We start from the raw sequence: 25635 nt of genomic DNA on the forward strand, positions 1-25635 counted from the left end.
TGTGCGACAACTGATTATCAGGCTGTTTGTCCTACTTGCGGTGATGATCACCGCAGGCTGTGGTTTTCACCCGCGCGGCACCACCATGGTGCCAAACGAGATGAAAACTTTGATCGTCCAGAGTGGCGACCCTTATGGTCCACTGGCGCGCACCGTGCGCCAGCAACTGCGTATCAATGATGTCACCATCGTTGATGACAGCAAACAGGCCAGTGCCAAATACCCGACTCTGCGCTTAGGCGTAGAGGTCCAGGGACGTGATACCGCGTCAGTGTTTATCAGCGGCACCACTGCTGAGTATTCACTGGTGATGACAGTGACCGCGCAGGTTCTGATCCCGGGCAAAGGCATCTACCCGATCAGCACCACCGTGTACCGTTCTTTCTTCGACAACCCGAATGCCGCACTGGCGAAGGATGCCGAGCAAGACATGATCGTGCAGGAGATGCGTCAGCGTGCCGCCGAGCAACTGGTGCGTAAACTGTTAACGGTTCATGCCGCGCAGGAAAGCAACAAAGACACGTTGCCACAGCCGGAGATCATCGCACCAGGTGAGAATTCACCAGAAGTGTCCTCTTCGTCAGCAACCAGTCTGCAATGATCAGGATTTATCCTGAACAACTGAGCGCGCAGCTTCGTGAGGGGCTGCGCGCCTGTTATTTTCTGACCGGCAATGAACCGCTGCTGATTCAGGAAAGTGCCGACGCCATTCGTGCGGCCTCCTCTTCTCAAGGCTTTGAAGAACACTTCACTGTCACTATTGATGCGCAAACCGACTGGGATGCGATCTTTGCCAGCTGTCAGGCACTCAGCCTGTTCACACAACGCCAGACCTTAACGCTGCAACTGCCAGAAAACGGTGCCAATGTAGCGATGGCCGAGCAACTGATCAAACTCGCCAGCCTGCTGCACAGCGATATCCTGCTGGTGCTGCGCATGGCAAAACTGACCAAAGCGCAGGAAAACAGCGCCTGGTTTAAAGCGCTGAGCGCCCATGCCGTGCTGGTTCCCTGCCAGACACCCGAACAAGCGCAGCTGCCGCGCTGGGTCGCGAGCCGCGCCAAAGCCATGAAGCTGAGTGTTGATGACGCGGCGATTCAACTGCTGTGCTACTGCTATGAAGGCAACCTGCTGGCGCTGGCGCAGGCGCTGGAGCGCCTGTCACTGCTGTGGCCGGATGGCAAGCTCACTCTGCCCCGGGTAGAGGACGCGGTGAATGACGCTGCGCACTTTACCCCTTTCCACTGGGTGGATGCCCTGTTGGCGGGAAAAAGCAAACGTGCCCTGCATATTCTGCATCAGCTGGAAAAAGAGGATGCTGAAGGGGTGATTTTGCTGCGTTCTCTGCAACGTGATCTATTGACGCTGCTGCATTTGCAACGCAATCAGGGTAAACAGGGTCTGCGAGCGCTGATGGATCAACAACGCATCTGGCAGAACCGCCGCGCGCTGTTTACCGATGCGCTGCAACGCCTTGATGCACGTCGTCTGCAACGCGCGGTGCATCTGCTCGCCGAACTGGAGCTGACCATGAAGCAGGATTACGGTCAGAACCTTTGGCCGCAGCTCGAGACATTGTCGCTGCTGCTATGCCACCGCGATTTTCCCCTAAGCTTTACTGATGTCTAAACTCTACGCGCTGTTCGGCGGCACCTTCGACCCAATCCACTTTGGACATCTGCGCCCGGTGGAAGCACTGGCGCAGCAGGTGGGGCTGAAAAAGGTCACGCTGCTGCCCAACAACGTGCCACCACATCGGCCACAGCCTGAAGCCAGTGCCCGGCAGCGCGTGGAAATGCTGCGCTGCGCGATTGCAACCCGCCCCCTGTTTGATATTGATACGCGCGAGCTGGAACGGGATACGCCGTCATGGACGGTCGCAACGCTTGAAGCACTCCGTGCGGAACGCGGAGCAGAACAGCCCCTCGGGTTTATCATCGGACAAGATTCTCTGCTAACGTTAGCCAAATGGCATCGCTGGCAGGATCTCCTCTCTCTGTGCCATCTGTTGGTGTGCCAGCGACCGGGCTATGCGACACAGATGGAAACTCCTGAGATGCAGCAGTGGCTGGATGCGCATCGTGCACAGCACGCAGAACAGTTGCATCATGCACCGGCAGGTCATATCTGGCTGGCTGATACGCCGCTGTTCGACATCTCCGCCACGGAAATACGCCAGCGTCGTCACCTGGGGCAATCCTGCACCGATCTGCTGCCCGATGCGGTTATCGACTACATCGATCGCGCTGGCTTATATCGCGGTTGATCGTTGCATGCTATACTGCGCCGCTTCATTTTAGGCTATGTTTTCCGGGCATTCAGCCTTCTCGTAATCACCTGTTTTTAAGGGGAACCTTTTGCAAGGTAAAGCACTCCAAGATTTCGTTATTGATAAGATTGACGATATTAAAGGCCAGGACATCATTGCTGTGGATGTTCAGGGCAAATCGAGCATCACCGATTGCATGATCATCTGCACCGGCACGTCGACGCGTCATGTGGTTTCGATCGCCGATCACGTGGTTCAGGAATCCCGTGCCGCGGGTTTAAAACCGCTGGGCGTTGATGGTAAAGCTGCCGCTGATTGGGTCGTCGTTGATCTTGGCGAAGTGATCGTACACGTGATGCAGGAAGAGAGCCGCCAGCTGTATGAGCTGGAAAAGCTCTGGAGCTAAGCCTTGAAACTGCAGCTTGTGGCCGTCGGCACCAAAATGCCTGACTGGGTTCAGACCGGTTTCATGGAGTATCTGCGCCGCTTCCCCAAGGATATGCCGTTTGAACTGACCGAAGTGCCTGCGGGTAAACGCGGCAAGAACGCGGACATCAAGCGCATCCTGGAAAAAGAGGGTGAAGCGATGTTAGCGGCCGTCGGCAAAGGCAACCGCATCGTCACGCTGGATATTCCAGGGCAGCCGTGGGAAACCCCACAGCTGGCGCAACAGCTTGAGCGCTGGAAACAAGATGGCCGCGATGTCAGCTTGTTGATTGGCGGTCCGGAAGGACTGGCGCCGGCCTGTAAAGCCGCTGCCGAGCAAAGCTGGTCGCTGTCCACGTTGACGTTGCCTCACCCGCTGGTGCGTGTGCTGGTAGCCGAAAGCCTGTATCGTGCCTGGAGCATCACCACGAATCATCCTTATCACCGTGAATAAACGCCTGACAACCTCCAGACAATAAACGCAGCGGATGAAATTACAGAGCAACGCCTTTCGCGATTACACTGCAGAACAGAAACTCTTTGTCCGCCGGGCTTTGGTGGCTTTTGTTGGCATTTTCCTGCTCTCCAGCGTGCTGGTGGTCAACCTCTATCATCTGCAAATTCTGCGTTTTGACGATTACAGCACCCGTTCCAATGAGAACCGCATCAAGCTGGTGCCCGTCGCGCCCAGCCGCGGCATCATCTTTGATCGCAACGGCGTCCCGCTGGCGCTGAACCGCACCATTTACCAGGCTGAACTGGTGCCCGAAAAAGTCGATGACCTGAAGCAGACGCTGCAGGATCTGCGCCCGGTGCTGGATCTGACGGACGACGATCTCGACGCCTTTGAAAAAGAGCGTAAGCGCTCACGTCGTTTCACCTCCATTCCGATTAAAATCGCACTCAACGAAGTGCAGGTGGCGCGCTTTGCCGTCAATCAGTACCGCTTCCCCGGTGTGGAAGTGAAAGGTTATCAGCGCCGCTATTATCCCTACGGTCAGACGCTGACGCATGTGGTGGGCTACGTCTCTAAAATTAACGATCGTGACGTTAAACGCCTCGATGATGAAGGTAAATGGCCTAACTATGCCGCGACGCATGATATCGGCAAGCTCGGTATCGAAAACTATTACGAAGATGTGCTACATGGCAAAACCGGCTATGAAGAGGTTGAAGTTAACAACCGTGGCCGGGTGATCCGTCAGCTGCATGAGCAATCTCCACAGGCCGGCCGTGATATCTATCTGACCGTTGACCTGAAACTGCAGCAGTATATCGAAACCCTGTTGACCGGCAGCCGCGCCGCCGTCGTGGTCAGCGATCCACGCACTGGTGAAATTCTGGCGCTGGTGTCCACACCCAGCTACGACCCCAATCTGTTTGTTGATGGCATCTCCAGCAAGGATTACAAAGCCCTGCTGAGCGATGAGAATCGTCCGCTGTATAACCGCGCGTTACAAGCATCCTACCCGCCAGCTTCAACGGTGAAACCTTATGTTGCCGTCTCTGCGCTGAGTGCCGGGGTGATTAACCGCAATACCAGCCTGTTTGACCCCGGCTGGTGGCAATTGCCCGGTTCGGAAAAGCGCTACCGCGACTGGAAAAAATGGGGACACGGCCGTCTGAATGTCACCAAATCGCTGGAAGAATCTGCCGATACCTTCTTCTATCAGGTCGCCTACGATATGGGTATTGATCGCCTGTCAGAGTGGATGACCAAATTTGGCTATGGCCATCGCACCGGTATTGATTTGCCGCAGGAAAGTCCCGGCAACATGCCAACGCGTGAGTGGAAGCTAAAGCGCTTTAAGAAGCCCTGGTATCAGGGTGACACCATTCCGGTGGGCATTGGTCAGGGTTACTGGACGGCAACGCCGGTGCAGATGAACAAAGCCATGATGATTCTGATCAATGACGGCATCATCAAAGTGCCGCATTTACTGCGCGCCACCCGTGAAGGCCAAACCATGGTGCCGTATCGTCAGCCGCCGGATGCGCCGATTGGCGATATCCACTCGGGATACTGGGAAATTGCTAAAGATGGCATGTACGGCGTGGCCAACCGCGCGAACGGGACGGCGCACAAGAGTTTTGCCGATGCACCTTACAAAATCGCTGCGAAATCCGGTACTGCGCAGGTATTCGGTCTGAAAGAGAACGAAACCTATAACGCGCATAAAATTGCTGAACGCTTGCGTGACCATAAGTTAATGACGGCATTCGCGCCTTACGATAAACCGCGCGTTGCCGTGACCATGATTCTGGAGAACGGCGGTGCCGGCCCGGCAGTGGGTACGGTGATGCGTCAGATTCTCGACCACATAATGTTAGGCGACAACAATACCGTGCTGCCTGAAGCCGCACCGACGCCGCCTGGCTACGAAGGTGAATAAAGATGTCCATGAACGATAGTCCGCAGAAAAGATCGATCTGGACGCGTATCCATATCGATCCCCTGTTTATGCTGATCATCCTTGCGCTACTGGCTTACAGCGCCATCGTCATCTGGAGCGCCAGCGGTCAGGATCCCGGCATGATGGAGCGTAAACTCGGTCAGATCGCCATGGGCGTGATCATCATGCTGGTCATGGCACAGGTGCCGCCGCGCGTGTATGAAAGTTGGGCGCCCTATCTCTACATTGTCTGCGTGATATTACTGGTGGCGGTGGATGCCTTTGGCCATATCAGTAAAGGGGCTCAGCGCTGGCTCGATCTCGGCTTTGTGCGTTTCCAGCCCTCCGAGATAGCCAAGATTGCGGTTCCGCTGATGGTGGCGCGATTTATTAACCGCGATGTCTGTCCACCCACGCTGAAAAACACCGGTATCGCGCTGGTGCTGATCTTCATGCCGACGCTGCTGGTAGCGGCACAGCCTGACCTCGGCACCTCGATTCTGATCGCCGCATCCGGCCTGTTTGTGCTGTTCCTGTCGGGCATGAGCTGGAAGCTGATCGCCGTGGCGGTGCTACTGGTGGCGGCCTTTATTCCGGTGCTGTGGTTCTTCCTGATGCATGATTATCAGCGCGACCGCGTGATGATGCTGCTCGATCCTGAGAGTGACCCGCTCGGCGCCGGTTATCACATTATTCAGTCCAAGATTGCGATTGGATCCGGGGGTTTACGTGGCAAAGGCTGGCTGCATGGCACCCAGTCACAACTGGAGTTTTTGCCCGAGCGCCACACCGACTTTATCTTTGCGGTACTGGCAGAGGAGCTCGGTCTGGTCGGCGTATTAGTGTTACTGGTACTGTATCTGCTGCTGATTTTGCGCGGCCTGATTGTTGCGGCGCGCGCGCAAACCACGTTCGGTCGCGTGATGGCCGGCGGTTTGATGTTGATTTTATTCGTCTATGTTTTCGTTAACATTGGTATGGTAAGTGGTATCTTACCCGTGGTCGGTGTTCCGCTGCCGCTGGTGAGCTACGGCGGGTCGGCGTTGATTGTATTAATGGCCGGATTTGGCATCGTGATGTCGATCCATACTCATCGAAAAATGTTATCTAAAAGCGTTTAAGAGGCTGCACATGCGTAAGGATTGGCTTGGGGTTGCACTGGCATCATTGGTACTGGCTGCCTGTTCCGCACCGGAACAGCAGAGTAATACTGCGCCACCGCAGCCGGCCTATAATGGCCCGGTGGTGGAAATCCCGGGCGTTGAACCGCGCTATGAACCCATCAATCCTTCTACCAGCCAGGATTACAGCGTTAATGGCAAAAATTATCGCGTGATCAAAGATCCTTCGAACTACAGCGAAGTCGGACTGGCCACCTGGTACGGTGCAGAAGCGCAAGGTAATCGCACGGCGATCGGCGAAGCTTACGACCCGGATGCCTTAACTGCGGCACATCCCACGCTGCCATTGCCAAGTTATGTGCGCGTCACTAACCTCGCTAATGGCCGCCAGATTGTGGTGCGTGTTAATGACCGTGGCCCGTATACGCCCGGCCGCATCATTGACCTGTCTCGTGCGGCAGGCGACCGTTTGAATATCTCCAATAATTCGCGTGTGCGTGTGGATTACATCAAAGTCGCCCCGGATGGTTCCGTTTCTGGCCCGGGTACTATTGGCACCACCGTGGCGAAGCAGAGCTACGCCCTGCCCGCCCGTCCGGATCTTAACGGCGGCATGGTGATGATGGGTGGCAGCGCCAATACGACGCCAGCGCCTGCGCCGCAGGATGTTCGCGCAGTCGATAACAGTACCCTACAGAGCAACGGTGGCCTGGGTGCCCCGGTACAGAGCAGCGGCTTCCTCGGCGCACCTCAGCCTTTAGCCAACGGCGTACTGGAAGGCAGTGAACCGGCCGCCACGCCTGCGCAATCAACGTCCGCTGCACCGGCTGCGGCATCGGTTTCTGCTCCAGCCAGCACTGCACCCGTGAACCAGAGTACGCGTACCGCCGGTGGATATGTGGTACAGGTCGGGGCAGTCAATGATGCAGCGCGCGCCCGTCAATTGGCGACCAGCCTGGGTAAACGTTTTGGCGTCCCCGGCAATGTGGAAGTCAATGGCAACGTTTATCGTATTCAACTCGGCGGGTACAGCAGCCGGGCAGAAGCCGCTGCGTTACAACAGCGACTGACCACTGAAGCACAGATGAGCTCATTTATTACCACTGCCCGCCCGTAATGTTACGGGCAGTTACCTTTACTGCTGAAACTGATTTGCAAAGCAAGATGTCGCTCGATCGGGCGTTTGCTATAGTAAGGCACTTTTTTCACTCTTAGCCCACGGATGTTGTAGTCCTTAACATGAATACGCTGAAACCCTCTCGTTTTCTGAAACGCCTGACAGTGGGATCACTGGTCGCCCTTTCTCTCAGCCATGCCGCCTTTGCGGACGATGTTAACCTTAAGACGATGATCCCGGGCGTCCCGGAAATCGATGCTGAAGCTTATGTGCTGATCGATGCCAATTCCGGCAAAGTCCTGGCGGAAAAGAACGCCGATGCGCGCCGCGATCCCGCCAGTCTGACCAAAATGATGACCAGCTATGTGATTGGTCAGGCGGTCAAAGCAGGCAAAATCCATAACGATGATATCGTCACCGTTGGTAAAGATGCATGGGCCACCGGTAATCCGGTGTTCAAAGGCTCGTCACTGATGTTCCTGAAGCCAGGCGATCGCGTACCGGTTTCTCAACTGACGCGCGGCATCGTGTTGCAGTCAGGGAATGATGCCTGTGTGGCGATGGCTGATTACGTTGCCGGCAGCCAGGATGCGTTTGTTAGCCTGATGAATAACTACGTTGGCGCGTTGGGCCTGAAAAACACCCACTTCCAGACCGTGCACGGCCTGGATGCAGAAGGCCAGTACAGCTCAGCGCGTGATATGGCGCTGATCGGCCAGGCATTGATTCGTGATGTCCCGGACGAATACTCGGTCTACCGTGAAAAAGAGTTCACCTTCAACAATATCAAACAGATGAACCGCAATGGTCTGCTGTGGGATACCAGCCTGAACGTGGACGGCATCAAAACCGGTCACACTGATGCGGCAGGTTACAACCTGGTGGCTTCTGCCACTGAAGGCCAGATGCGTCTGATCTCTGCGGTTATGGGCGGTCACACCTACAAAGGTCGCGAAACCGAAAGCAAAAAGCTGCTGACCTGGGGCTTCCGTTTCTTCGAGACCGTGGCACCACTGAAAGCAGGCAAAGAGTTTGCTTCTGAGCCGGTCTGGTTTGGTAACAGCGATCGTGTCCAGTTGGGCGTTGAAAAAGATGCCTACCTGACCATTCCACGCGGCCGTATGAAAGACCTGAAAGCCAGCTATGTGCTGACCAATACCGAACTGCATGCGCCGCTGCAGAAAAATCAGGTTGTGGGCAGCATCAACTTCCAGCTGGATGGCAAAACCATTGAACAGCGTCCACTGGTGGTCCTGAACGAAGTGCAGGAAGGCGGTTTCTTCAGCCGTATCATTGATTACATCAAACTGATGTTCCATCACTGGTTTGGCTAAGACGCTTGAAAAATCGTCTGTCTGATACCATATAATTAGAAACCCCCGTTTCAAACGTATAGGGGAGGCTGGAAAGCCTCCCTTATCGATTTTTATGCATCACCTGTTGTAGGGGCGGCCTGCGGGCTTCTCTTCTCAATTTTAAGCACCGGAGCCAACATGAAAACCAAACTGAATGAACTGCTCGAATTCCCTACCCCCTTCACCTATAAAGTAATGGGTCTGGCGCAACCGGAGCTGGTTGATCAAGTGGTTGAAGTGGTACAGCGCCACGCCCCCGGCGACTATACCCCGGCGGTGAAACCCAGCAGCAAAGGTAACTACCATTCGGTTTCTATCACCATCACCGCAACGCATATCGAACAGGTAGAAACCCTGTATGAAGAACTGGGTAACATCGATATCGTGCGCATGGTACTGTAATACCCGCGCTGGCAAAGGCGGCTTTGCCAGCGTTATACTCAGCCCTCCACTCTTTACCGGACCTCCGCTTTGTCAGCTAACACGCTTCTTGTTCGTCAACTGGGCCAGCGCGACTGGCAACCTGTCTCCGATGCGATGCATCAGTTTACCGATCAACGTGACAGCAGCACCGCCGATGAAATCTGGCTGGTGGAACACCATCCGGTGTTTACCCAGGGCCAGGCAGGCAAAGCCGAACATCTGCTGATGCCGGGAGATATTCCGGTAGTGCAGAGCGATCGTGGCGGTCAGGTGACGTATCACGGGCCTGGGCAACAGGTGATGTACGTGCTGATTGATATTAAACGTCACAAAATCGGTGTCCGGGATCTGGTCACTGCGCTGGAGGAAACCGTGATCGCCACCCTGGCGGATTATGGTATCGCTGCGCGTGCGCGTGCCGACGCACCCGGCGTCTATATCGGCGATGACAAAGTGTGCTCGTTAGGCCTTCGTATTCGTAAAGGGTGCTCTTTCCATGGTCTGGCGTTGAATGTGGCGATGGACCTGGCGCCTTTCCTGCGCATCAATCCCTGCGGTTATGCCGGTATGCGTATGACGCAGTTAAGTGAAAAACAGCCGGGCGTCACAACCGCCGACGTACAACCCCGTTTGGTACAACATTTCGCCCGTTTAACTGGTTTCACCCAACTGGAATGGCAAAATGATGCAGCGGTCTGACCTTGACTGTCTGTGCTCATTTACAAAATTGTAACTTTAGCGCTCGCATATCGGCTGCTTATGCGCAGACGAAATGATATAATTTTTGCCATATTTTCAAATAAAGTTGAAAGCCTGGTTCTCAGTTTGAGTGAGGAAGCTTTCAAATCGCAATCCCGACCGGAACCTGCAGATTTATGAGTAAACCAATTCAGATGGAACGTGGCGTCAAGTATCGCGATGCCGACAAAATGGCGCTGATTCCGGTGAAAACCGTGATGGTCGAGCGTGAAGAGATTCTGCGTAAGCCGGAGTGGATGAAGATCAAACTGCCTGCGGATTCCAGCCGCATTCAGGGTATCAAAGCCGCCATGCGCAAAAATGGTCTGCACTCGGTGTGTGAAGAGGCCTCCTGCCCTAACCTCGCTGAATGTTTTAACCACGGCACCGCCACCTTTATGATCCTCGGCGCGATTTGTACACGTCGTTGCCCGTTCTGCGACGTCGCCCACGGCCGTCCAAATATGCCTGACGCCAACGAACCGCTGAAACTGGCACAAACCATTGCCGATATGGCGCTGCGTTATGTGGTGATCACCTCGGTTGACCGCGACGATCTGCGCGACGGCGGGGCCCAGCACTTTGCTGATTGCATCACTGCGATTCGCGAAAAAAGCCCTACCATCAAAATTGAAACTCTGGTGCCTGACTTCCGTGGTCGTATGGATCGTGCGCTGGAAATCCTTACCGCCACGCCGCCAGATGTGTTCAACCACAATATGGAAAACGTGCCGCGCGTTTATCGCCAGGTGCGTCCTGGTGCCAACTACGACTGGTCACTGAAGCTGCTGGAGCGTTTTAAAGAAGCGCATCCGGATGTGCCGACCAAATCTGGCCTGATGGTCGGATTGGGCGAAACCAATGCGGAAATCGTTGAAGTCATGCGTGATCTGCGTCGTCATGGCGTCACCATGCTTACACTCGGCCAGTATTTGCAGCCAAGCCGCCATCACCTGCCGGTACAGCGTTATGTTAGCCCGGCAGAGTTTGATGAGATGAAAGAAGAAGCCATGGCAATGGGCTTTACTCACGCGGCCTGTGGCCCGTTCGTCCGCTCTTCTTATCATGCGGATATGCAGGCTAAAGGGTTGGAAGTGAAATAATCGGTGTTGCGGGTGTGATGCCCGCACTCAGGCTGTTTTAACCTGCGCCCAAAAACAAAAACCAGACTGGAAGCAGTCTGGTTTTTTTATCAACGTCATAAATATTTACACTTATTGACGTTAAAAGTCGGATTACTCTTTGTGGCTCACGCGTTCAGCCGGCGCTTCTTCAGCGGTGCTCTTGGTTGCGGTGGATTCATCGTCTTTCATGGCTTTCTTGAAGCCTTTAATGGCGGAACCCAGATCACCACCCAGTGAACGTAACTTGTTGGTACCAAACAGCAGTACAATAAGTGCACCGATGATCAGCAGTTTGGCAATGCTGAAACCTTCCATACTTTACCTTTCAACCTTAGCGAAAAACAGACATGACTATTAACGCGCAGTTTATCAGCTGTCACAACTGGAATCTGTAACAGATTACGATCAACATCCGCGCAACATTAAATGAAGCGGCTCAAAAATGCCTGCGTTCTCGGGTGCTGTGGATTACCGATCACCTGCTCCGGTGTCCCCTGCTCTACCACTACGCCGCCATCCATAAATACCACCCGGTCCGCCGCCTCACGTGCAAAGCCAATCTCATGTGTCACCACGATCATGGTCAGACCGCGATCAGCCAGCGTGCGCATCGTCGCCAACACCTCCCCCACGAGTTCGGGGTCCAGTGCGGAAGTTGGCTCATCAAACAGCATCAACGCTGGTTTGATGGCTAAAGCGCGAGCAATCGCCACGCGCTGCTGCTGGCCGCCGGAAAGGTGACGTGGCCACGCATCGGCTTTGTCACTCAATCCCACCGTCGTCAGCAGTTCGCGCGCATGCTGCAACGCTTCCTGGCGAGGAAACTTATGCACACCAATGGGCGCTTCAATGATGTTTTGCAGCACGGTCATGTGTGGATAGAGGTTGAATTGCTGAAACACCATGCCGATCTTCTGACGCTGGTGAGCAATCCGCCGTGCCGACAGACGATGCAGAATCCCACGCTTCAATTCGTAGCCAATCTGCTCTTCACCGACCATGATGGAGCCAGCGTTCATATCTTCCAGATGGTTAATACAGCGCAGTAAGGTCGATTTGCCCGAGCCTGATGGCCCGAGAATCACCACCACTTCACCGGGAAACACATCCAGATCGATCCCTTTCAATACTTCATTATCGCCATAACTCTTCTGGACATTGCGCGCAGATACCAGCGGCTGAATCTCACTCATACATCCTCCTTCAGCTGATGTGTGGCTGCTACAGCCGTGTCTGTCCGGCGCTTGTTCACCACGGTACGTTTGGTGCCGCGTGCGTAGTAGCGTTCGATAGCGGACTGCCCAATATTCAGGATCGAAGTGATGAGCAGATACCAAATCACGGCGACCATCAGCATCGGGATAATTTCAAAGGTGCGGTTATAGACGGCCTGCACCGAGTAAAGCAGATCGCCCATGGCTATCACGCTCACCAGCGAGGTCGCTTTAATCATACTGATCAGCTGATTACCGGTCGGCGGAATGATGGATCGCATCGCCTGCGGAATAATAATGCGGCGCAGCGCACGGCTGCGACTCATGCCAAACGCCTGTGTGGTTTCCACCTGCCCCTGATCCACCGACAACAGCCCGGCGCGGATAATCTCGGCCATGTACGCCGCTTCATTCAACGCCAGACCAGCAAACGCAGCAGTCAGCGGTGTAATCAGATCGTTGGTATTCCAGCTGGCGAAGGTGATGTCCGTCCAGGGGACGGTAATCGAAAGGGTTGGAAACAGCGTCGACAGGTTGTACCAAAAGATCAGCTGCACCAGCAGTGGCGTACCCCGGAAAAACCAGATGTAGAGCGACGAGATGCCGCTCAGCAGTTTGTTTTCCGAAAGACGCCATACCGCCAGCAACAGGCCCAGCAGCGTACCGAGGATCATGGAGACCACCGTCAGCCCGAGCGTCACCTGCAGCCCTTTCATCACTGAGCCTTCAGTAAACCACTGCAACACCACTTTCCATTCAAAATTGGGATTGGTCGCCACCAGCCAGAGAAAGTTGGCTGCGATCACCAGTACCACAATCCATGAGATCCAGCGTCCATAAGTGGGCGCACTGCGGGCGAAAGCGACATCGCGCTGTTGCACGTTGGCCTTATCCCTGGCTCGCGTATTGTGGGTGACCGGATTCATTTTGCTGTCCCCTGCGCCAGATTACGACCCGGCTGCTGCAAGATATTGCCGTCGAGTTTCCACTTTTTCATGATCGCCGCGTAGGTGCCGTTCGCGAACAGCTCTTTGTAAGCATCCAGTACCACGTTGCCCAGATCAGAACCTTTTGGTACGACCGTGCCCTGGAAAATGTCGCCAAAGCCGTTTTTCTGTCCTTTACCGGAAAGCTCCAGCTGGCCATTGGCCTGCTCGATAAAGTAGGTCAGCGGCGCCTGAGAAGAGAAGAATGCATCAGAACGCTTAGAGCGCACCGCCAGAATCGATGAAGGCTGATCGGTAAAGGATTGCACCACCACCGCAGGCTTGCCCGCTGCAACGCAGGCATCCGACTGCTTACGAATCACCTGCTCAGCTGAACCGGCTGCCATCACGGCAATACGCTTGCCGCAGGTGTCTTCCAGACCGTTAATTTTCGCTGGATTGCCCTTCTGCACGCCGAACACCACGAACTCCTGCACAAAATCGATGAAGTCGACTTTCTGCTGACGATCGGGATAGTCGCCAATCGGCCCAATCGCCATCTGATAACGGCCCGAGTTAATGCCAGCTAAAACGCCCGACAAACCGCTGACCGTGGCATGTTCAATTTTCACACCCAGCAATTGAGCCAAAGCATTCGTCAGGTCAGCAGAGGCGCCGTCCATCGAATGTGGACCGTTCACGATCTCATAAGGAGGAAACGATCCGTTGTTTACCGAAATCATTTTTCCGGCGCTTTTAATCTCTGCTGGCAGGCGGTCATGCAGCGCCTGATCAACTTTCTGCGTTGGAATAGTTTCCGCTGCCTGCACCGCGCTGACCGTCAGCCCCAGCGCCAACGTTATTGCTGTTGTTAGTTTATTCATGAGCCAGTTCCCCAAAATCTATCAAAGTGGTTTCAGTTCAGGACGAGCAAAACGGCGGTTTTCCAGCACCGGCAGTACGCTACGTGCGTAAGCAATACGTTGTGGGTCGAGGTCGGCGAAGACCAGTGCCGCCGACTCTGGCGCTTTGGCAATCGCGACGCCGAGGGGATCGATGACCAGACTGTTGCCGATATTGCGCGGGCCACATTCGCCCACCGCCACCATGTAACAGGTGTTCTCCAGTGCGCGTGCAGTACACAGCAGTTCCCAATGCATCTCTTTCAGCGGGCCTTTCACCCAGGCGGCAGGCAACACCAGCACATCCGCACCGTCCAGTACCAGACGGCGCGCCAGCTCCGGGAAGCGCACGTCGTAGCAGGTCATCAGACCCACTTTCATCCCCGCCACTTCCACCAGCGGTGGGATTTCATTGCCTGGATTTACGCGCTGCGACTCCTGCATCGCAAACGCATCATAAAGATGCAGCTTTTCGTAGGCGGCGATGAGTTCACCGTTGCGAATGGCAATCAGCACGTTGAGCGCTTTGTTGCCCTCTGTCGGCACGTGCACGCTCATCATGGTGGTTAAATCGTTGCCCTTACTGACCGCCAGCAACTGTGTGATGAAAGGGCCATCCAACGGCTGTGCGGCTTTAAGTACCAAATCAGGGTCGGCAATATCACGCGCCAGCACGCCTTCTGGCAGGACCAGTAAATCCGCGCCTCCAGCCAGTGCATTGTTCATTAAACCGATGCAGATATCGGTGTTTTCCTGCCATTCGCGGCTGACAGCAAACTGCCCCATTGCAACTTTCATCTTCACTCCCCTTGCACTGCTGCCGGGAAAATCGCTTCCGGCGTCAGTAATGTTTTGGTCAAGCCTTGCTGGAACAGCTCGTTAGCAAAATCGGCGATCATCTTTTTGTTAGCGGAGAATCCGTTTTGATTCCAGTCCGCCGGTAATTCCTGCGCGGTACGTCGCAAATCATCCAGCAGCCACGGTGTGGTGTCGGCGTATTTCTCACGTTTCTGCATCCACATCTGGTACGAACGATCGATGATTTCGCTCAACGCCTGCGGCAGCCAGGGGTGCATTTCCGCCAGTGCCGGTTTCATCGCCAGCAGATGGATGCCCGGTACGTAGCCGACGCGGTTAAAGTAGTCGCGCTCGGCGGTCACAAAGTCGTTTTGCAATTGGCGCAGGCCAGAATTCTTCAGGAAGAAACCTTCCGGCATAAAGGGCGTGAACACCGCATCCAGTTCACCGGCCTTGAGCAGTTCGATCAGCGGGCGCTCACCCGGTGCCGGCTCAATGCGGCCCGGACGACCGAAGCCTGCGAGGCGATCAACAATCGGATGTTCTTCAGTCAAACGCCCGGCAAACCAGTACGCATCATCGATCTCCACGCCAGCCTCACGCAGCACGGTACGCGTCCAGGTATTGCCAGAATCCTGCCAGCCGGTCACCCCGATTTTCTTGCCTTTCAGCTGTGCGGGCGTGGTAATTGGGCTGTCAGCGGTAGTGATGATGCAGCGCTGGCGGAAGCCGCGCATCAGGAAGTGCGGCAGGCCGAGTAGTGCGTTATCACCTCTGGCACATGCCTGAGCATAGCGGCTGAATGACACTTCACCCGCATCGTATTTGTCGCTGGTCGCGAGGTTATCAACCAGCGTGCCCACGCGGTCAATCTCCAGCGTGAAGCCTTCTGGTTTGATGTCGCCGAGTGCCAGCGGGGTGAAATAATCCCAGTCACGCACCGCCAGTCTGATGGTTACCATAATTGTGCTTTCCCCGTTTTCGGCCAGAGATCTGGCGCTGTTTAAATATTCAGCAAATAGTGCTTGAATTTGAGTCTAAAACGCGAATACTAATCTGAACAATAAATTCTTTGTTACTGAACAAATGATTTTCTTATGACGCAAACGGTAGATGTCGAGTGGCTTAGCCAACAAATAGATGATGCTTCGGTAAAGGGAATAACGCTGACCGCCTCAACGTTAATTCGGGACGGCCAAATCGCTGTCGGTATGCAAATGCCTGCGGTGCGCGAACTGGCGGAGCGGCTGGGCGTCAGTCCGGCAACCGTTTCTGCTGCCTGGGCGCAGCTGAAGAAGCAGAAAGTACTGGCGGGTAAAGGACGCAGTGGCGTTTGGGTGTGTGGCAACAGCGTGCTGCCACGCCCCATCCGATTTGAGAAGATTGGCAACTATGGCGAGAACATCCGTGCCTCACTGGCCATGGCATCACCCGATCCGGCGCTGCTCCCCGATCTCCAGCGGGCGATCCTCGCCGGCATTGCTTCGCCTGAGCTAAACAGCTACCAACGCGAAGCGATCTCCCCGCAATTGCAAGCGGCCATCAGCCCATGCTGGCCCTATTCGGCGGAAGCCTGGTTGGCCACTGACGGCGGCTTTGATGCCATGAATTTGATTGTGCAAACGTTACTGTCGCCGGGCGATCGGGTAGTGATTGAAAATCCCACCGCTACGCGTTTGCTGGATATGCTGGAGAATATCGGCGCAGAAATTTTGCCGCTACCCTGTGATGATCAGGGGCCGATCCCCACGGCGCTGGCCGCACATCTGCAAAAATCACCGGCGATGTTTATCTATCAGCCGCGCACGCATTCGGCCACCGGCTACAGCGTGACACAGCGTCGCAGTGCCGAGTTGGCACGGGTGCTGGCGAACAGTAACACGATGATTGTCGAGGATGATGGCATTGGCGATCTGTCGCGCTGGCCGGCCTGGAGCCTGGGTTTTCACTTCCCGGAGCGGGTCATTCACGTTCACTCTTTTTCCAAAGCCTATGGTCCCGATCTGCGCCTGGCGGCGTTATCCGCGACGGCAGACATGGTGAAACGGCTGCAGTCGTGGCGTAATTTCGGCGTCAGCTGGACCAGCCGTATCTTGCAGGATGCGGTGGCGTGGATGCTCACCGATGAGGCCACACAGCAGAGCATTCAACAGGCGAAGACCGTTTACGCGCAGCGTCGCCAGCAGTTACTGGCGGCACTGGCAAAACGCGGAGTGGTGCTGGAAGAACGAGATGGCTTGAGTGTGCAGATCCCGGTGGAATCAGAGCAGTACGCCATGATCACCCTGGCAGCCCGCGGCATCGCCGTACTGCCGGGAGAACGCTGCTGCCTCAACGGCGAGCCGTTTATTCGCGTCAGTGCTTCGCTGCTCCCGTTTGATCAGCTTGAAAGCATTGCTGACGCGCTGGTCATCGCCACCGGGCGTGAACTTAAAGCGAGCCCAGATCTTTGATGTGATAACGCGGAGATTCCACATAGCCTTCACGCGAGTAGAACTGGTTGGCTTTAAGGCGGGAAGCGTGACAATGCACTTCCATGCGATCGCAACCCCGCTCCCGCGCTAACTGCTCGGCATGGCTGAGCAGCTGCTGGCCACTGCCTTTACTGCGCTCGCCTTCCGCAATGCAAAAATAGCTGATGCGGGCGAAATCACCGGGCAGCGCCAGTTGGGGGATAAAGTGCAAAGAGAGAAACCCCAGAACCTGATTACCGTGTTCTGCCACCAATAAAATTTCGTCGGGATGGCTGCATAACTGCGCCAGACGCGTATCAATAAACTTTTCTGTGCCGCTGTAACCCAGTTCGGTTAACAGCGCACTCAGGGCAAAACTGTCTTTTGCCAGTGCCTGACGTATATTCATCCTGCCTCCTCATGAGTCCTTGCATGCAGTTATATAGCGTTGTTGCGTAAAAAGCTGCAAGTAAGGATTGTTATGAGAATGTTACTGCCAGGTTCTGTGAAATACGCCGCAGAATGTGCCCTGTCATCAGACTGTCATCACGGCTTAAGGTTGGCTTAACCTGGCTTTGCGATGCTGAATGAAATACATCTCTGGGGCGCGCACATGAAAAACCTGATTCCACGTAGCTACAATGAAGTGATGGCGCTTTTCGTCGCCATGGCGGCCGTGTTGGGCTATTCCCTGACCTGGTGGCACATGTAAAAAGGACAAAAAAAACCCGCCATTAGGCGGGTTTTCAAAATTCTAACTGTTAACTTACAGAGCGATAACGTTAGCAGCAGATGGGCCTTTAGCGCCGTCAGTGATTTCGAACTCTACACGCTGACCTTCAGCCAGAGTTTTGAAACCATTGCTCATGATTGCAGAGAAGTGTACGAATACATCTTTGCTGCCATCTTCTGGAGTAATGAAACCGAAGCCTTTCGACTCATTAAACCACTTAACGTTACCTTTGATCTTGGACATCTATATTACCTTTACATGAAAAATGGACACTAAACTGTGTCGGCATCTAGTACAGCAATTGCGGTGACATTTGTCCAGTGAGAATTGATGAAAAAGTGATAAATATTGATTTTTTGCATCCCCTTCACACTTTTTGACGCATTTCACCCGCTAAAACTGGAATCTCAGCCAGGCAAAATAGACATTGCCGTTATTATAAGTCCCTGGAATATAAGTCATTTGGAATGTGGCTGGACCATATCCTATTGATGCTAATGGCAAAACCAGTGGAACCGGGATATAACGCCAGTTATCTCTCGCCGTTACGCCCGCGGTGTAGCCTGCACCGATGTGGAAATTCTGATCGTTCAATGGCCGCCAGGTCGCTTCCCAGCCATAGCCGGCGATTGGCTCCCATTTGTTGAACGAGTCTTTGAACACCATGGCATACAGCCCATGCCAGTTGCCTTTCTCATCCCAACGAGATACACCGCCACCTGCGCCCCACGGCCGCTCGTTGTACTTTTCGATATGCTCGTCATCATAGGTCCAGCGGTTATGCCAGGTGATAGCGGGCAGATAAAAGTCATGATGCTGTGGCTGCGACCAGGTTTGCTCAACATTAGTACTCAATGTATTCCATCCCGCTTCAATGGCTTGTGATGTCGTGGCTGCTGATGCCGAAAACGTCATGGGTAACGTCAAAATTCCGCCTAAAAGTGCGGAGAAAATGTGCCGATTCACAAAAAAATCCTATTAAATCATCTCTTAAATTCGCCCCACCCTGTTAAAAAAACGCATTTGTTGAGTGGGCAATTATTAGCGCAACGAGTTAAAAGGATATTTAAAAAAGCGGCTAAAAACTCCAGGTATTATCTGTGTTACAACATTATTTTCCGATGATTTAGATTAGGTTGTGGTTTATCTGTGGAAAGAAATATCTGTGTCGTCAGGAAAAATGCACATTAAGTGCACTTGATGCGTGACAATCACTCCACTATATAACTTAATTTTCAGCAACTTAACGCCGATCGTTTACATCAGGAATAAATTAATTAAATTTATGAATTGAACTCTGCAGGCCAATAAGATAAATCTCATCTTTCCAGGACGGAGAGGGAGGATGATTGAAATGACGATTCGCTGTCGACGCTGCGGCTGCGCTAAATTTTATTTCACATTGCCGAAAGTGGAAGAGGAGAGAAATAATCCTCACCACGGTGCGCGTTGCGCGGGTTGCGATAAACCCATTGACTGGCGTGACCTTATTCCGGCAATGCTAACTTTTAGCGAATTTGCCGCGTCCCGGGCAGAATAACGAATTCAGGCACCTCGGGTGCCTGTTCGTGTCAGAAAATCAGTTTAAATACACCCGTAATCGTCAGTAATCCCACAATAAAAATGATGGCAATAATCCACAGAATTATTTTCATTGTTCGCTCCTTCAGTGATGAAAAATAACGCGCCTGTTATCCAGTATAGATGATCATTCTGTGTTCGCTGTGCAGTGCGAGCACTGTCACGCATCGTGATGAGCGTTGCCTTGCCTTCAGTTTTATTTCTGCGAGACGGGTCGCATGTCGCAATTTTAGCCCCCTCTCCCGCCGCGCACCGCCAGCCTGTGCTGTCTAAACTTACAGCGCCTCTAGCAGGCCTCAATTGTTATCACTGCCTACGTAACAAGGAGATCATATGAGCACGATTAATACCAGCATGGGGCGTTACAGCCTGAAGGCAAAGGATTACGGCAACCACATCAGTGGCAGCATTGCCATCAATGATGAAGGTGGCACCCAACTCACCATGCAAGAGTTTGAAGAGCATTACCTTGACGATGTCGTCAACAATGTCATTTATCCGGTCACGGGTGGGAACCGTGAAATTACCCGCGCGTTGCGCGACCAGATGGTAAAAGCGGGCTTTGAACAGCCGCATTGAGGTTTTGGGCCACAGATTGTGGCCCTTTGCTTTTGATAACCCTCACTTGCGGTAATGATAGTTTTAAGCGCAGGATGCAATATCGAAGATGACAAGGAGATTTACCGCGTGAGTACCCTTTACCGACTTCCCCCTTCCCAGCTCCATCAATTTGTTCAGGCCATTTGGTTACATGCCGGCAGCAGCGCCGAAGAGTCACGTTTAGTGGCTGACCATCTGGTGGCCGCCAATCTGGCCGGTCACGATTCCCATGGCGTGGGAATGATCCCGAGCTATATGAGTTCACTGAAGCAGGGCTTCCTGCAACTGAACCAGCACACCACCATTGAAAAGGATGCCGGTGCGGTGCTCACCCTGCACGGTCATAACGGCTTTGGTCAGGTGGCTGCACATCAGGCGATGCAGTTGGGTATTGAGCGGGCAGCGAAGCTGGGCATCGCTGCGGTCGGCTTACACCATTCCCACCATATTGGTCGTATCGGTCATTGGGCGGAACAGTGCGCAGCGGCGGGATTCGTCTCTTTCCATTTCGTCAACGTGATGGGCGATCCGATGGTTGCGCCCTTTAACGGCAGCGACCGCCGTTTTGGTACTAACCCGTTCTGTGCCATCTTCCCGCGCCAAAATGCCAAACCGCTGCTGCTCGATTTCGCCACCAGCGGCATTGCCTACGGCAAAACGCGCGTGGCATGGAACAAAGGGCAACAGGTCGCGCCCGGTTATCTGATCGATCATCAGGGGCAGCCCACCACCGAGCCCGGCGTGATGCATCAGGCACCTTATGGCTCGCTGATGCCGTTTGGCCTGCACAAAGGTTATGCGCTGGCCACGATGTGCGAAATTCTTGGCGGTGCGCTCTCCGGCGGCCGCACCACGCACGATGCCACGCTGGTCAGCAGCCATGACGCCATTTTCAACTGCATGACCACTATCATCGTCAATCCCGAAGCGTTTGATGCCCCTGCGATGCAGGAAGAAGCAGAATCGTTCCTCGAATGGGTAAAACGCTCGCCACAAAGCGGCGATGCACCGATTCAGGTGCCGGGTGAATGGGAAGAACAGAATCGTACCGAACGCGATCGTGAGGGGATTCCGCTCGACAGCAACAGCTGGGAACAGATTTGTGCAGCGGCATTACAAGCGGGCATGCCCGATGAAGAGCTGTCGGCCTTCCGCGCGCTGGCGCAGTAGACCGCAGCAGTGAAGAAGCTGAGGCACATCGCCTCAGCTGAATTCCGTCAGATAACGTTAGCCAGCAGCAAACAGCCGACCAAACCACACACCGAAATAATGGTTTCCAGCGCGGACCAGGAGCGAATAGTTTCGCCAATGGTCAGGTTGAAGTACTCCTTGAACAGCCAGAAGCCCGGATCGTTGACGTGAGAGAAGATCACGCTGCCGGAACCCACGGCAATCACCATCAGTTCCGGGCTGGCACCGCTGGTAGCAATCAGTGGCGCAACGATCCCGCCGGCGGTAATCGCCGCTACGGTGGCTGAACCCAATGCGATACGCAACACCGCCGCGATAGACCACGCCATAAAGATCGGCGATACATTGGTCTCATGCATCATACTCGCGATGTATTTATCGACGCCGCTGTCCACCAGCACCTGCTTGAACGCCCCGCCGCCGCCAATGATCAACAGCATCATGGCGATGATTTTGATCGAGTCGGTGATGGTGCCCATCACTTCATCCATACTCCGTCCACGGTTCAGACCAAAGGTGAAGATGGCGATCAGTACCGCAATCAGCGTTGCCATAATCGGGTCACCAAAGAACTCCGCATACGGCAACAATAGATGCCCTTTCGGCAACACCATCTCCGCGACGGCACGCAAGGCCATCAGTACTACCGGCACTAACGCCGTCCAGACGCTGACGCCAAAGCCCGGCATTTCTGCTTCGGTAAAGGTTTTTGGGTTCCACAAACCTTCCGGGATCGGTTTGTCGATGCCTTTCAGGAAGCGCGCATACACCGGGCCCGCCAGAATCACGGTCGGAATACCCAGCAGCGTGCCATACAGCAGCGTTTTACCCATATCGGCGTTGAACAGCGTCGCAATCGCCGTTGGACCCGGATGCGGAGGCAGGAAACCGTGCGTCACCGACAGTGCCGCAGCCATCGGCACGCCGACGTACAACAGCGGCACACGCGCCGACGCCGCGATGCTGAACACCAGCGGCAGCATCAACACAAAGCCCACTTCATAGAACAGGGCGAAGCCCACCGTGAATCCGGTTAAGACCAGCGCCCACTGAATGTGTTTTTGACCAAATTTAGCAATCAGCGTGGTGGCAATACGCTGGGCACCGCCGCAGTCGGCCAGCAGTTTCCCCAGCATCGCGCCGAAGCCCATGATCAGCGCCAGGCTACCCAGCGTGCCGCCCACGCCGGTTTTGATCGATCCAATCACTTTGTTGACGGGCATGCCCTGCATCATACCCACCGCCAGCGCGACCAGGATCAGCGCAATGAATCCGTTCAGCTTGAAGCGAATCATTAACAGCAGCAGTAAGGCTACGCCAATCGCCACATAGAGTAATGGCATAATTTTTCTCCACTTTTGCGCACGACAGCATGTCGGCAGCGGTTTGTTTTGTTTATCCCAAAGGACAGTCGATTCGGTGACATCGCTGAGAGGCACGCGGTCTGCCGCACAATGTTACGGGTATCATGTTAAGGGTAACATTGCGCACAAAGCATCAGCCGCGCGGGGGGAATTTCTGTTTTGCGAAGGTGATCAACTTTTTGCCAGGCAGTTATCAGAATGTTTGCAGCGGGGGCGTCACCGCTTTTGGTTACACTAAGGTCTTTATGCCCTTCAAAAAAGGATCTGCAGGTGAGTGAGAATCTGATCGAGTTGTACAGTAATCAACAAACCCTGTTTGGACGTGGCAGCATTGACCGCTTATTGCCACTGCTGGCTGCCCATCCCCAACCGACATTGCTGTTTTGTGGCCGATCTTTCCTTAACGGTCCCGCCTGGCAGAGACTCGGTGCGGCACTCAATGACCAGATTCTGGGCTATGAGATTGTCAGCCATGAAGCCTCGCCTGATGAAATCGATGCCTGGGTCAATCGCTGGCGCGGTCATGTGGATCGCGTAGTGGCGATCGGCGGCGGCAGCGTGCTGGATGCCGCCAAAGCCTTCAGCGCCATGATGCAGCATCCGCTGCACACCGCACGCTACCTGGAGAAAGTGGGCGATACGCCGGTTCAGGCGATCACTCTGCCGCTGATCGCCATTCCCACCACAGCGGGAACGGGCAGTGAGGCGACGCAAAACGCCGTGGTGACCGATCAGCAGCATATTCAGGTGAAAGCGTCGCTGCGCCATCCGGTGTTTGTGCCACAGGTGGCCATTCTGGATGCCGATTTACTCAAGGGCACGCCAGATAGCGTACTGGCAACCTGCGCCATTGATGCCTTTACCCATCTGTTTGAAGCGTATCTGTCGCGCAAAGGCAATCTGTTTACCCAACAAACGGCGCTGAATGGGCTGCGGCTGTTCTTTCAGGCGTGGCCAAACCTGAATCGTAACGATGCGCAAGGTGATGAAGCGCGAGAAGCGATGATGATGGCTTCCTGGCTGGGCGGCGTATGCCTGAGCAGTGCGGGATTGGGCGTGATTCATGGGATTGCCGGTGAACTGGGCGCTATCAAACCTTTCCATCACGGAGAAGTGTGTGGACGTTTACTGTTCCCGTTCCTCGATGTGCTGGCGGAAACCGAACACGCTGAACAGCAGCGTTTGATGACACAGCTGGGACAAGCATTGTTACCGGACGATCCGGCGCCGCCCGCGCTGGCGCTCAAAGCCTGGTTGCAGCAGCATGCGATTGTGCCGTTCTGGCAGGATGGGCCGACCTTGAGCGCCACCGACGTTGACTGGATTGTCGCGCGCGCCAACAGTAAAAACGGCTGGGTCAGTTACGATGCCCCCACCCTCACCGAGATGATTACTGCGGCCTGGCACGTTGCATAACATTGGTTGATTTAAACGGTGCGGGCGCGCCAAATGAAGTGAACCCCTTAACCTGGACAGTTACAGCATCGCCTGTTGGTACTGAGTTCGGTATTGTACCGGACTCAGTCCACCTAACCCCGTCTTGATCCGTTCGTAGTTGTAATAGTTTATCCAGATTCCTATCGCTTCCTTTAACTCATCGACGTCACTGTACTTTTCGTGATGCCAGCACTCCGTCTTCAGTAACCCGAAGAAGCTCTCCATCGCCGCATTATCAAGACAGTTGCCGGGCCGCGACATGCTTCTTATCACACCGTGCGCGCTCAGCTTCATCTTCCACTGGCTGTGCTGATACTGCCAGCCGCGGTCTGTGTGCAGCACCGGATGTTCATCTTTATTCAACTGCCTCAGCCCATCATCCAGCATCCCGGCCACCAGGCCAAAGTCCGGCTTCGTGCTCAGATTCCACGCCACGATTTCCCGGTTAAACAGGTCCATCAATGGGGACAGATAGACTTTCCCTCCTCCCAGGCCGAACTCCGTCACGTCACTGACCCATTTCTGGTTCGGTTCGCTGGCCTGGAAGTTTCTCTGCAGAACGTTAGCGCTGAGGTGTCCGCAGGGGCCCTTCCAGGACTGGTATTTCCGGGGCCTCAGGTTCGATGCCAGCTTCAGTTCCCGCATCAGTTTCCTGACCGTTTTATGGTTCAGCGCCATCCCGTCATTACGCAGCGCAGCCGTAATGCGGCGGTAGCCATAGCGGCCCTTGTGATAGTGAAAAAGCCCGGTTATCCGTTCCTTCACGCTGGCGTGCCTGTCCACCGGATTGCGCAGAAGTTTACGCTGATAGTAAAAGGTGCTGCGGGCAAGCCCGGCAATATCAAGCAGCACGGCCAGACTGAAGCGCTGGCACAGCGCGTCCACTATTCGGGTTTTGATTAAGGTTTCCGGTTCTTTTCGGCCTGCCTCAACTCCTGAAGCTTTTTTAGATAGGCCACCTCCGCACGCAGATATTCCAGCTCTTCTTCCTGAGAGCGAAAGACGCGATGCGGTGCGGTAACCTGATTATCCGGCGTTTTTTTCTTTCCTGACACGGGACACCTCGGCGTTGTTTTGCGGTGAAGTGCCATGATACCTCCCTCGAGATAAAGTTTCTCCCACTGGCTCAGGATGCCGGGATTACGAATGCCAAAGTGAGGGGCCGTTTTGCGTGCAGAGGCGTTGTTCTGCCACATATGCAGGATGACTGATTCTTTAAATTCGGGTGTGAAGCTTTGCTTTTTTGCAGGCTTGCTGAAAGCGCTGTCGCCTGTGGCTTTCCACAGTTCAGCCCAGCGGCAGAGCAGGCCGGCGTTCACGCCAAAAAGTTTAGACGTTTTACGGGAGCCGTCCCCGCTGGTGAGAAGATGCAGAACGGCCTGTTTTTTAAATTCCGGTGAATGCTTACGACTGCTCATTGTAGTTCCCCCCTACTCGTTGGAATGGTGTCCAACTTTCGGGGTTCACTTC

Annotated in this window: 27 protein-coding genes and 1 pseudogene; 17 read left to right on the forward strand and 11 right to left on the reverse strand. The window is 54.4% G+C overall.

Translation table 11 applies throughout. The features are described from left to right. Position 1 precedes the first annotated feature (1 nt). The 12 genes from lptE to lipA all read left to right on the forward strand — a co-directional run bounded on the left by lptE (position 2) and on the right by lipA (position 10945). Positions 2-601 (forward strand): LPS assembly lipoprotein LptE, encoded by a 600-nt coding sequence (lptE, locus tag VI01_RS20980; protein ID WP_045816513.1) that lies wholly within the window; start codon positions 2-4, stop codon positions 599-601. Beyond that, positions 598-1629, forward strand: coding sequence for a DNA polymerase III subunit delta (holA, locus tag VI01_RS20985; protein ID WP_045816514.1), 1032 nt, complete (start codon positions 598-600; stop codon positions 1627-1629). Before lptE ends, holA begins: the two co-directional genes overlap by 4 nt. Beyond that, positions 1622-2266, forward strand: a complete 645-nt coding sequence (nadD, locus tag VI01_RS20990) for a nicotinate-nucleotide adenylyltransferase (RefSeq protein ID WP_045816515.1) — start codon at positions 1622-1624, stop codon at positions 2264-2266. The genes holA and nadD overlap by 8 nt, the downstream gene beginning before the upstream one ends. Positions 2267-2357: 91 nt before the next feature. Beyond that, positions 2358-2675, forward strand: coding sequence for a ribosome silencing factor (gene rsfS / locus VI01_RS20995; RefSeq protein WP_038648315.1), 318 nt, complete (start codon positions 2358-2360; stop codon positions 2673-2675). Between the two features lie 3 nt (positions 2676-2678). Continuing rightward, positions 2679-3149, forward strand: a complete 471-nt coding sequence (gene rlmH / locus VI01_RS21000) for a 23S rRNA (pseudouridine(1915)-N(3))-methyltransferase RlmH (protein WP_038648318.1) — start codon at positions 2679-2681, stop codon at positions 3147-3149. A 34-nt stretch (positions 3150-3183) separates the two neighbouring features. Beyond that, a complete protein-coding gene (mrdA, locus tag VI01_RS21005; RefSeq protein ID WP_038648321.1) occupies positions 3184-5088 on the forward strand; it encodes a peptidoglycan DD-transpeptidase MrdA in 1905 nt (634 codons plus the stop codon). 8 nt (positions 5089-5096) lie between these two features. Then, the gene (gene mrdB, locus VI01_RS21010; protein ID WP_038650220.1) at positions 5097-6209 is read left to right on the forward strand and encodes a peptidoglycan glycosyltransferase MrdB; all 1113 of its coding nucleotides are present in this window, start codon (positions 5097-5099) and stop codon (positions 6207-6209) included. 10 nt (positions 6210-6219) lie between these two features. Next, the gene (gene rlpA / locus VI01_RS21015) at positions 6220-7326 is read left to right on the forward strand and encodes an endolytic peptidoglycan transglycosylase RlpA (RefSeq protein WP_045816516.1); all 1107 of its coding nucleotides are present in this window, start codon (positions 6220-6222) and stop codon (positions 7324-7326) included. A gap of 122 nt (positions 7327-7448) precedes the next feature. Further along, positions 7449-8660: a D-alanyl-D-alanine carboxypeptidase DacA gene (gene dacA, locus VI01_RS21020; protein WP_034829047.1), complete on the forward strand. Its 1212-nt coding sequence runs from the start codon at positions 7449-7451 to the stop codon at positions 8658-8660. Between the two features lie 159 nt (positions 8661-8819). Beyond that, on the forward strand, positions 8820-9083 hold the full coding sequence (ybeD, locus tag VI01_RS21025) for a DUF493 family protein YbeD (RefSeq protein WP_034829045.1): 264 nt from the start codon (positions 8820-8822) through the stop codon (positions 9081-9083). Between the two features lie 69 nt (positions 9084-9152). Then, a complete protein-coding gene (gene lipB / locus VI01_RS21030; protein WP_038648333.1) occupies positions 9153-9803 on the forward strand; it encodes a lipoyl(octanoyl) transferase LipB in 651 nt (216 codons plus the stop codon). Between the two features lie 176 nt (positions 9804-9979). Beyond that, positions 9980-10945: a lipoyl synthase gene (gene lipA / locus VI01_RS21035; protein WP_038648336.1), complete on the forward strand. Its 966-nt coding sequence runs from the start codon at positions 9980-9982 to the stop codon at positions 10943-10945. A 132-nt stretch (positions 10946-11077) separates the two neighbouring features. Here the strand turns inward: lipA and tatE are convergent, their stop codons facing one another. From tatE to VI01_RS21065, 6 genes are all read right to left on the reverse strand, one after another. Beyond that, a complete protein-coding gene (tatE, locus tag VI01_RS21040) occupies positions 11078-11281 on the reverse strand; it encodes a twin-arginine translocase subunit TatE (protein WP_034829040.1) in 204 nt (67 codons plus the stop codon). Positions 11282-11388: 107 nt separating this feature from the next. Then, positions 11389-12159, reverse strand: coding sequence for an amino acid ABC transporter ATP-binding protein (locus VI01_RS21045; protein ID WP_045816517.1), 771 nt, complete (start codon positions 12157-12159; stop codon positions 11389-11391). Further along, complete coding sequence (locus tag VI01_RS21050; protein ID WP_045816518.1) at positions 12156-13106, reverse strand: amino acid ABC transporter permease; 951 nt, start codon at positions 13104-13106, stop codon at positions 12156-12158. The genes VI01_RS21045 and VI01_RS21050 overlap by 4 nt, the downstream gene beginning before the upstream one ends. Continuing rightward, positions 13103-13990: an ABC transporter substrate-binding protein gene (locus VI01_RS21055; protein ID WP_045816519.1), complete on the reverse strand. Its 888-nt coding sequence runs from the start codon at positions 13988-13990 to the stop codon at positions 13103-13105. The genes VI01_RS21050 and VI01_RS21055 overlap by 4 nt, the downstream gene beginning before the upstream one ends. Positions 13991-14011: 21 nt before the next feature. Continuing rightward, a complete protein-coding gene (locus VI01_RS21060; protein WP_034829032.1) occupies positions 14012-14806 on the reverse strand; it encodes a deaminated glutathione amidase in 795 nt (264 codons plus the stop codon). A gap of 2 nt (positions 14807-14808) precedes the next feature. Further along, positions 14809-15768: an ABC transporter substrate-binding protein gene (locus VI01_RS21065; protein ID WP_045816520.1), complete on the reverse strand. Its 960-nt coding sequence runs from the start codon at positions 15766-15768 to the stop codon at positions 14809-14811. Positions 15769-15903: 135 nt separating this feature from the next. Between VI01_RS21065 and VI01_RS21070 the strand changes: the two genes are divergently transcribed. Next, positions 15904-17259 (forward strand): PLP-dependent aminotransferase family protein, encoded by a 1356-nt coding sequence (locus tag VI01_RS21070; protein ID WP_045816521.1) that lies wholly within the window; start codon positions 15904-15906, stop codon positions 17257-17259. Here the strand turns inward: VI01_RS21070 and VI01_RS21075 are convergent. The 3 genes from VI01_RS21075 to pagP form a co-directional block, all read right to left on the reverse strand. Further along, positions 17237-17668 (reverse strand): GNAT family N-acetyltransferase, encoded by a 432-nt coding sequence (locus VI01_RS21075; RefSeq protein ID WP_034829026.1) that lies wholly within the window; start codon positions 17666-17668, stop codon positions 17237-17239. The genes VI01_RS21070 and VI01_RS21075 overlap by 23 nt on opposite strands. Positions 17669-18025: 357 nt before the next feature. After that, positions 18026-18235, reverse strand: a complete 210-nt coding sequence (gene cspE, locus VI01_RS21080; RefSeq protein WP_034829024.1) for a transcription antiterminator/RNA stability regulator CspE — start codon at positions 18233-18235, stop codon at positions 18026-18028. 150 nt (positions 18236-18385) lie between these two features. After that, complete coding sequence (pagP, locus tag VI01_RS21085) at positions 18386-18907, reverse strand: lipid IV(A) palmitoyltransferase PagP (RefSeq protein ID WP_082082082.1); 522 nt, start codon at positions 18905-18907, stop codon at positions 18386-18388. 430 nt (positions 18908-19337) lie between these two features. On the opposite strand from pagP, the gene VI01_RS25070 reads away from it, so the two are divergent. From VI01_RS25070 to VI01_RS21095, 3 genes are all read left to right on the forward strand, one after another. Continuing rightward, positions 19338-19532 carry a hypothetical protein gene (locus tag VI01_RS25070; protein ID WP_231638571.1) on the forward strand — a complete coding sequence of 65 codons (195 nt, stop codon included), beginning with the start codon at positions 19338-19340 and terminating at the stop codon, positions 19530-19532. A 374-nt stretch (positions 19533-19906) separates the two neighbouring features. Further along, positions 19907-20152, forward strand: a complete 246-nt coding sequence (locus VI01_RS21090; RefSeq protein WP_008103719.1) for a hypothetical protein — start codon at positions 19907-19909, stop codon at positions 20150-20152. A gap of 108 nt (positions 20153-20260) precedes the next feature. After that, on the forward strand, positions 20261-21343 hold the full coding sequence (locus VI01_RS21095; RefSeq protein ID WP_045816523.1) for a malate/lactate/ureidoglycolate dehydrogenase: 1083 nt from the start codon (positions 20261-20263) through the stop codon (positions 21341-21343). A gap of 47 nt (positions 21344-21390) precedes the next feature. Here the strand turns inward: VI01_RS21095 and gntT are convergent, their stop codons facing one another. Then, the gene (gntT, locus tag VI01_RS21100; protein WP_045816524.1) at positions 21391-22707 is read right to left on the reverse strand and encodes a gluconate transporter; all 1317 of its coding nucleotides are present in this window, start codon (positions 22705-22707) and stop codon (positions 21391-21393) included. A 125-nt stretch (positions 22708-22832) separates the two neighbouring features. On the opposite strand from gntT, the pseudogene VI01_RS21105 reads away from it, so the two are divergent. Then, a pseudogene (locus tag VI01_RS21105) lies at positions 22833-24144 on the forward strand (iron-containing alcohol dehydrogenase). A 60-nt stretch (positions 24145-24204) separates the two neighbouring features. Here the strand turns inward: VI01_RS21105 and VI01_RS25465 are convergent. Next, positions 24205-25583, reverse strand: a protein-coding gene (locus tag VI01_RS25465; RefSeq protein WP_156149392.1) for an IS3 family transposase whose coding sequence is annotated in 2 segments (ribosomal slippage) — positions 24205-25115 and positions 25115-25583 — 1380 coding nt in all. Because the reading frame shifts where the segments join, the coding sequence is not laid out codon by codon here. Positions 25584-25635: the final 52 nt, after the last annotated feature.

Source organism: Pantoea sp. SM3, from assembly GCF_000963995.1.
GTDB lineage: Bacteria > Pseudomonadota > Gammaproteobacteria > Enterobacterales > Enterobacteriaceae > Pantoea > Pantoea rwandensis_B.

Coding starts and splice junctions, on each gene's coding strand:
- holA (WP_045816514.1), top strand. CDS start 598: ATGATCAGGATTTATCCTGAACAACTGAGCGCGCAGCTTCGTGAGGGG.
- nadD (WP_045816515.1), top strand. CDS start 1,622: ATGTCTAAACTCTACGCGCTGTTCGGCGGCACCTTCGACCCAATCCAC.
- mrdA (WP_038648321.1), top strand. CDS start 3,184: ATGAAATTACAGAGCAACGCCTTTCGCGATTACACTGCAGAACAGAAA.
- mrdB (WP_038650220.1), top strand. CDS start 5,097: ATGAACGATAGTCCGCAGAAAAGATCGATCTGGACGCGTATCCATATC.
- rlpA (WP_045816516.1), top strand. CDS start 6,220: ATGCGTAAGGATTGGCTTGGGGTTGCACTGGCATCATTGGTACTGGCT.
- dacA (WP_034829047.1), top strand. CDS start 7,449: ATGAATACGCTGAAACCCTCTCGTTTTCTGAAACGCCTGACAGTGGGA.
- ybeD (WP_034829045.1), top strand. CDS start 8,820: ATGAAAACCAAACTGAATGAACTGCTCGAATTCCCTACCCCCTTCACC.
- lipA (WP_038648336.1), top strand. CDS start 9,980: ATGAGTAAACCAATTCAGATGGAACGTGGCGTCAAGTATCGCGATGCC.
- tatE (WP_034829040.1), bottom strand. CDS start 11,281: ATGGAAGGTTTCAGCATTGCCAAACTGCTGATCATCGGTGCACTTATT.
- VI01_RS21045 (WP_045816517.1), bottom strand. CDS start 12,159: ATGAGTGAGATTCAGCCGCTGGTATCTGCGCGCAATGTCCAGAAGAGT.
- VI01_RS21050 (WP_045816518.1), bottom strand. CDS start 13,106: ATGAATCCGGTCACCCACAATACGCGAGCCAGGGATAAGGCCAACGTG.
- VI01_RS21055 (WP_045816519.1), bottom strand. CDS start 13,990: ATGAATAAACTAACAACAGCAATAACGTTGGCGCTGGGGCTGACGGTC.
- VI01_RS21060 (WP_034829032.1), bottom strand. CDS start 14,806: ATGAAAGTTGCAATGGGGCAGTTTGCTGTCAGCCGCGAATGGCAGGAA.
- VI01_RS21065 (WP_045816520.1), bottom strand. CDS start 15,768: ATGGTAACCATCAGACTGGCGGTGCGTGACTGGGATTATTTCACCCCG.
- VI01_RS21070 (WP_045816521.1), top strand. CDS start 15,904: ATGACGCAAACGGTAGATGTCGAGTGGCTTAGCCAACAAATAGATGAT.
- VI01_RS21075 (WP_034829026.1), bottom strand. CDS start 17,668: ATGAATATACGTCAGGCACTGGCAAAAGACAGTTTTGCCCTGAGTGCG.
- cspE (WP_034829024.1), bottom strand. CDS start 18,235: ATGTCCAAGATCAAAGGTAACGTTAAGTGGTTTAATGAGTCGAAAGGC.
- pagP (WP_082082082.1), bottom strand. CDS start 18,907: ATGACGTTTTCGGCATCAGCAGCCACGACATCACAAGCCATTGAAGCG.
- VI01_RS25070 (WP_231638571.1), top strand. CDS start 19,338: ATGATTGAAATGACGATTCGCTGTCGACGCTGCGGCTGCGCTAAATTT.
- VI01_RS21090 (WP_008103719.1), top strand. CDS start 19,907: ATGAGCACGATTAATACCAGCATGGGGCGTTACAGCCTGAAGGCAAAG.
- gntT (WP_045816524.1), bottom strand. CDS start 22,707: ATGCCATTACTCTATGTGGCGATTGGCGTAGCCTTACTGCTGCTGTTA.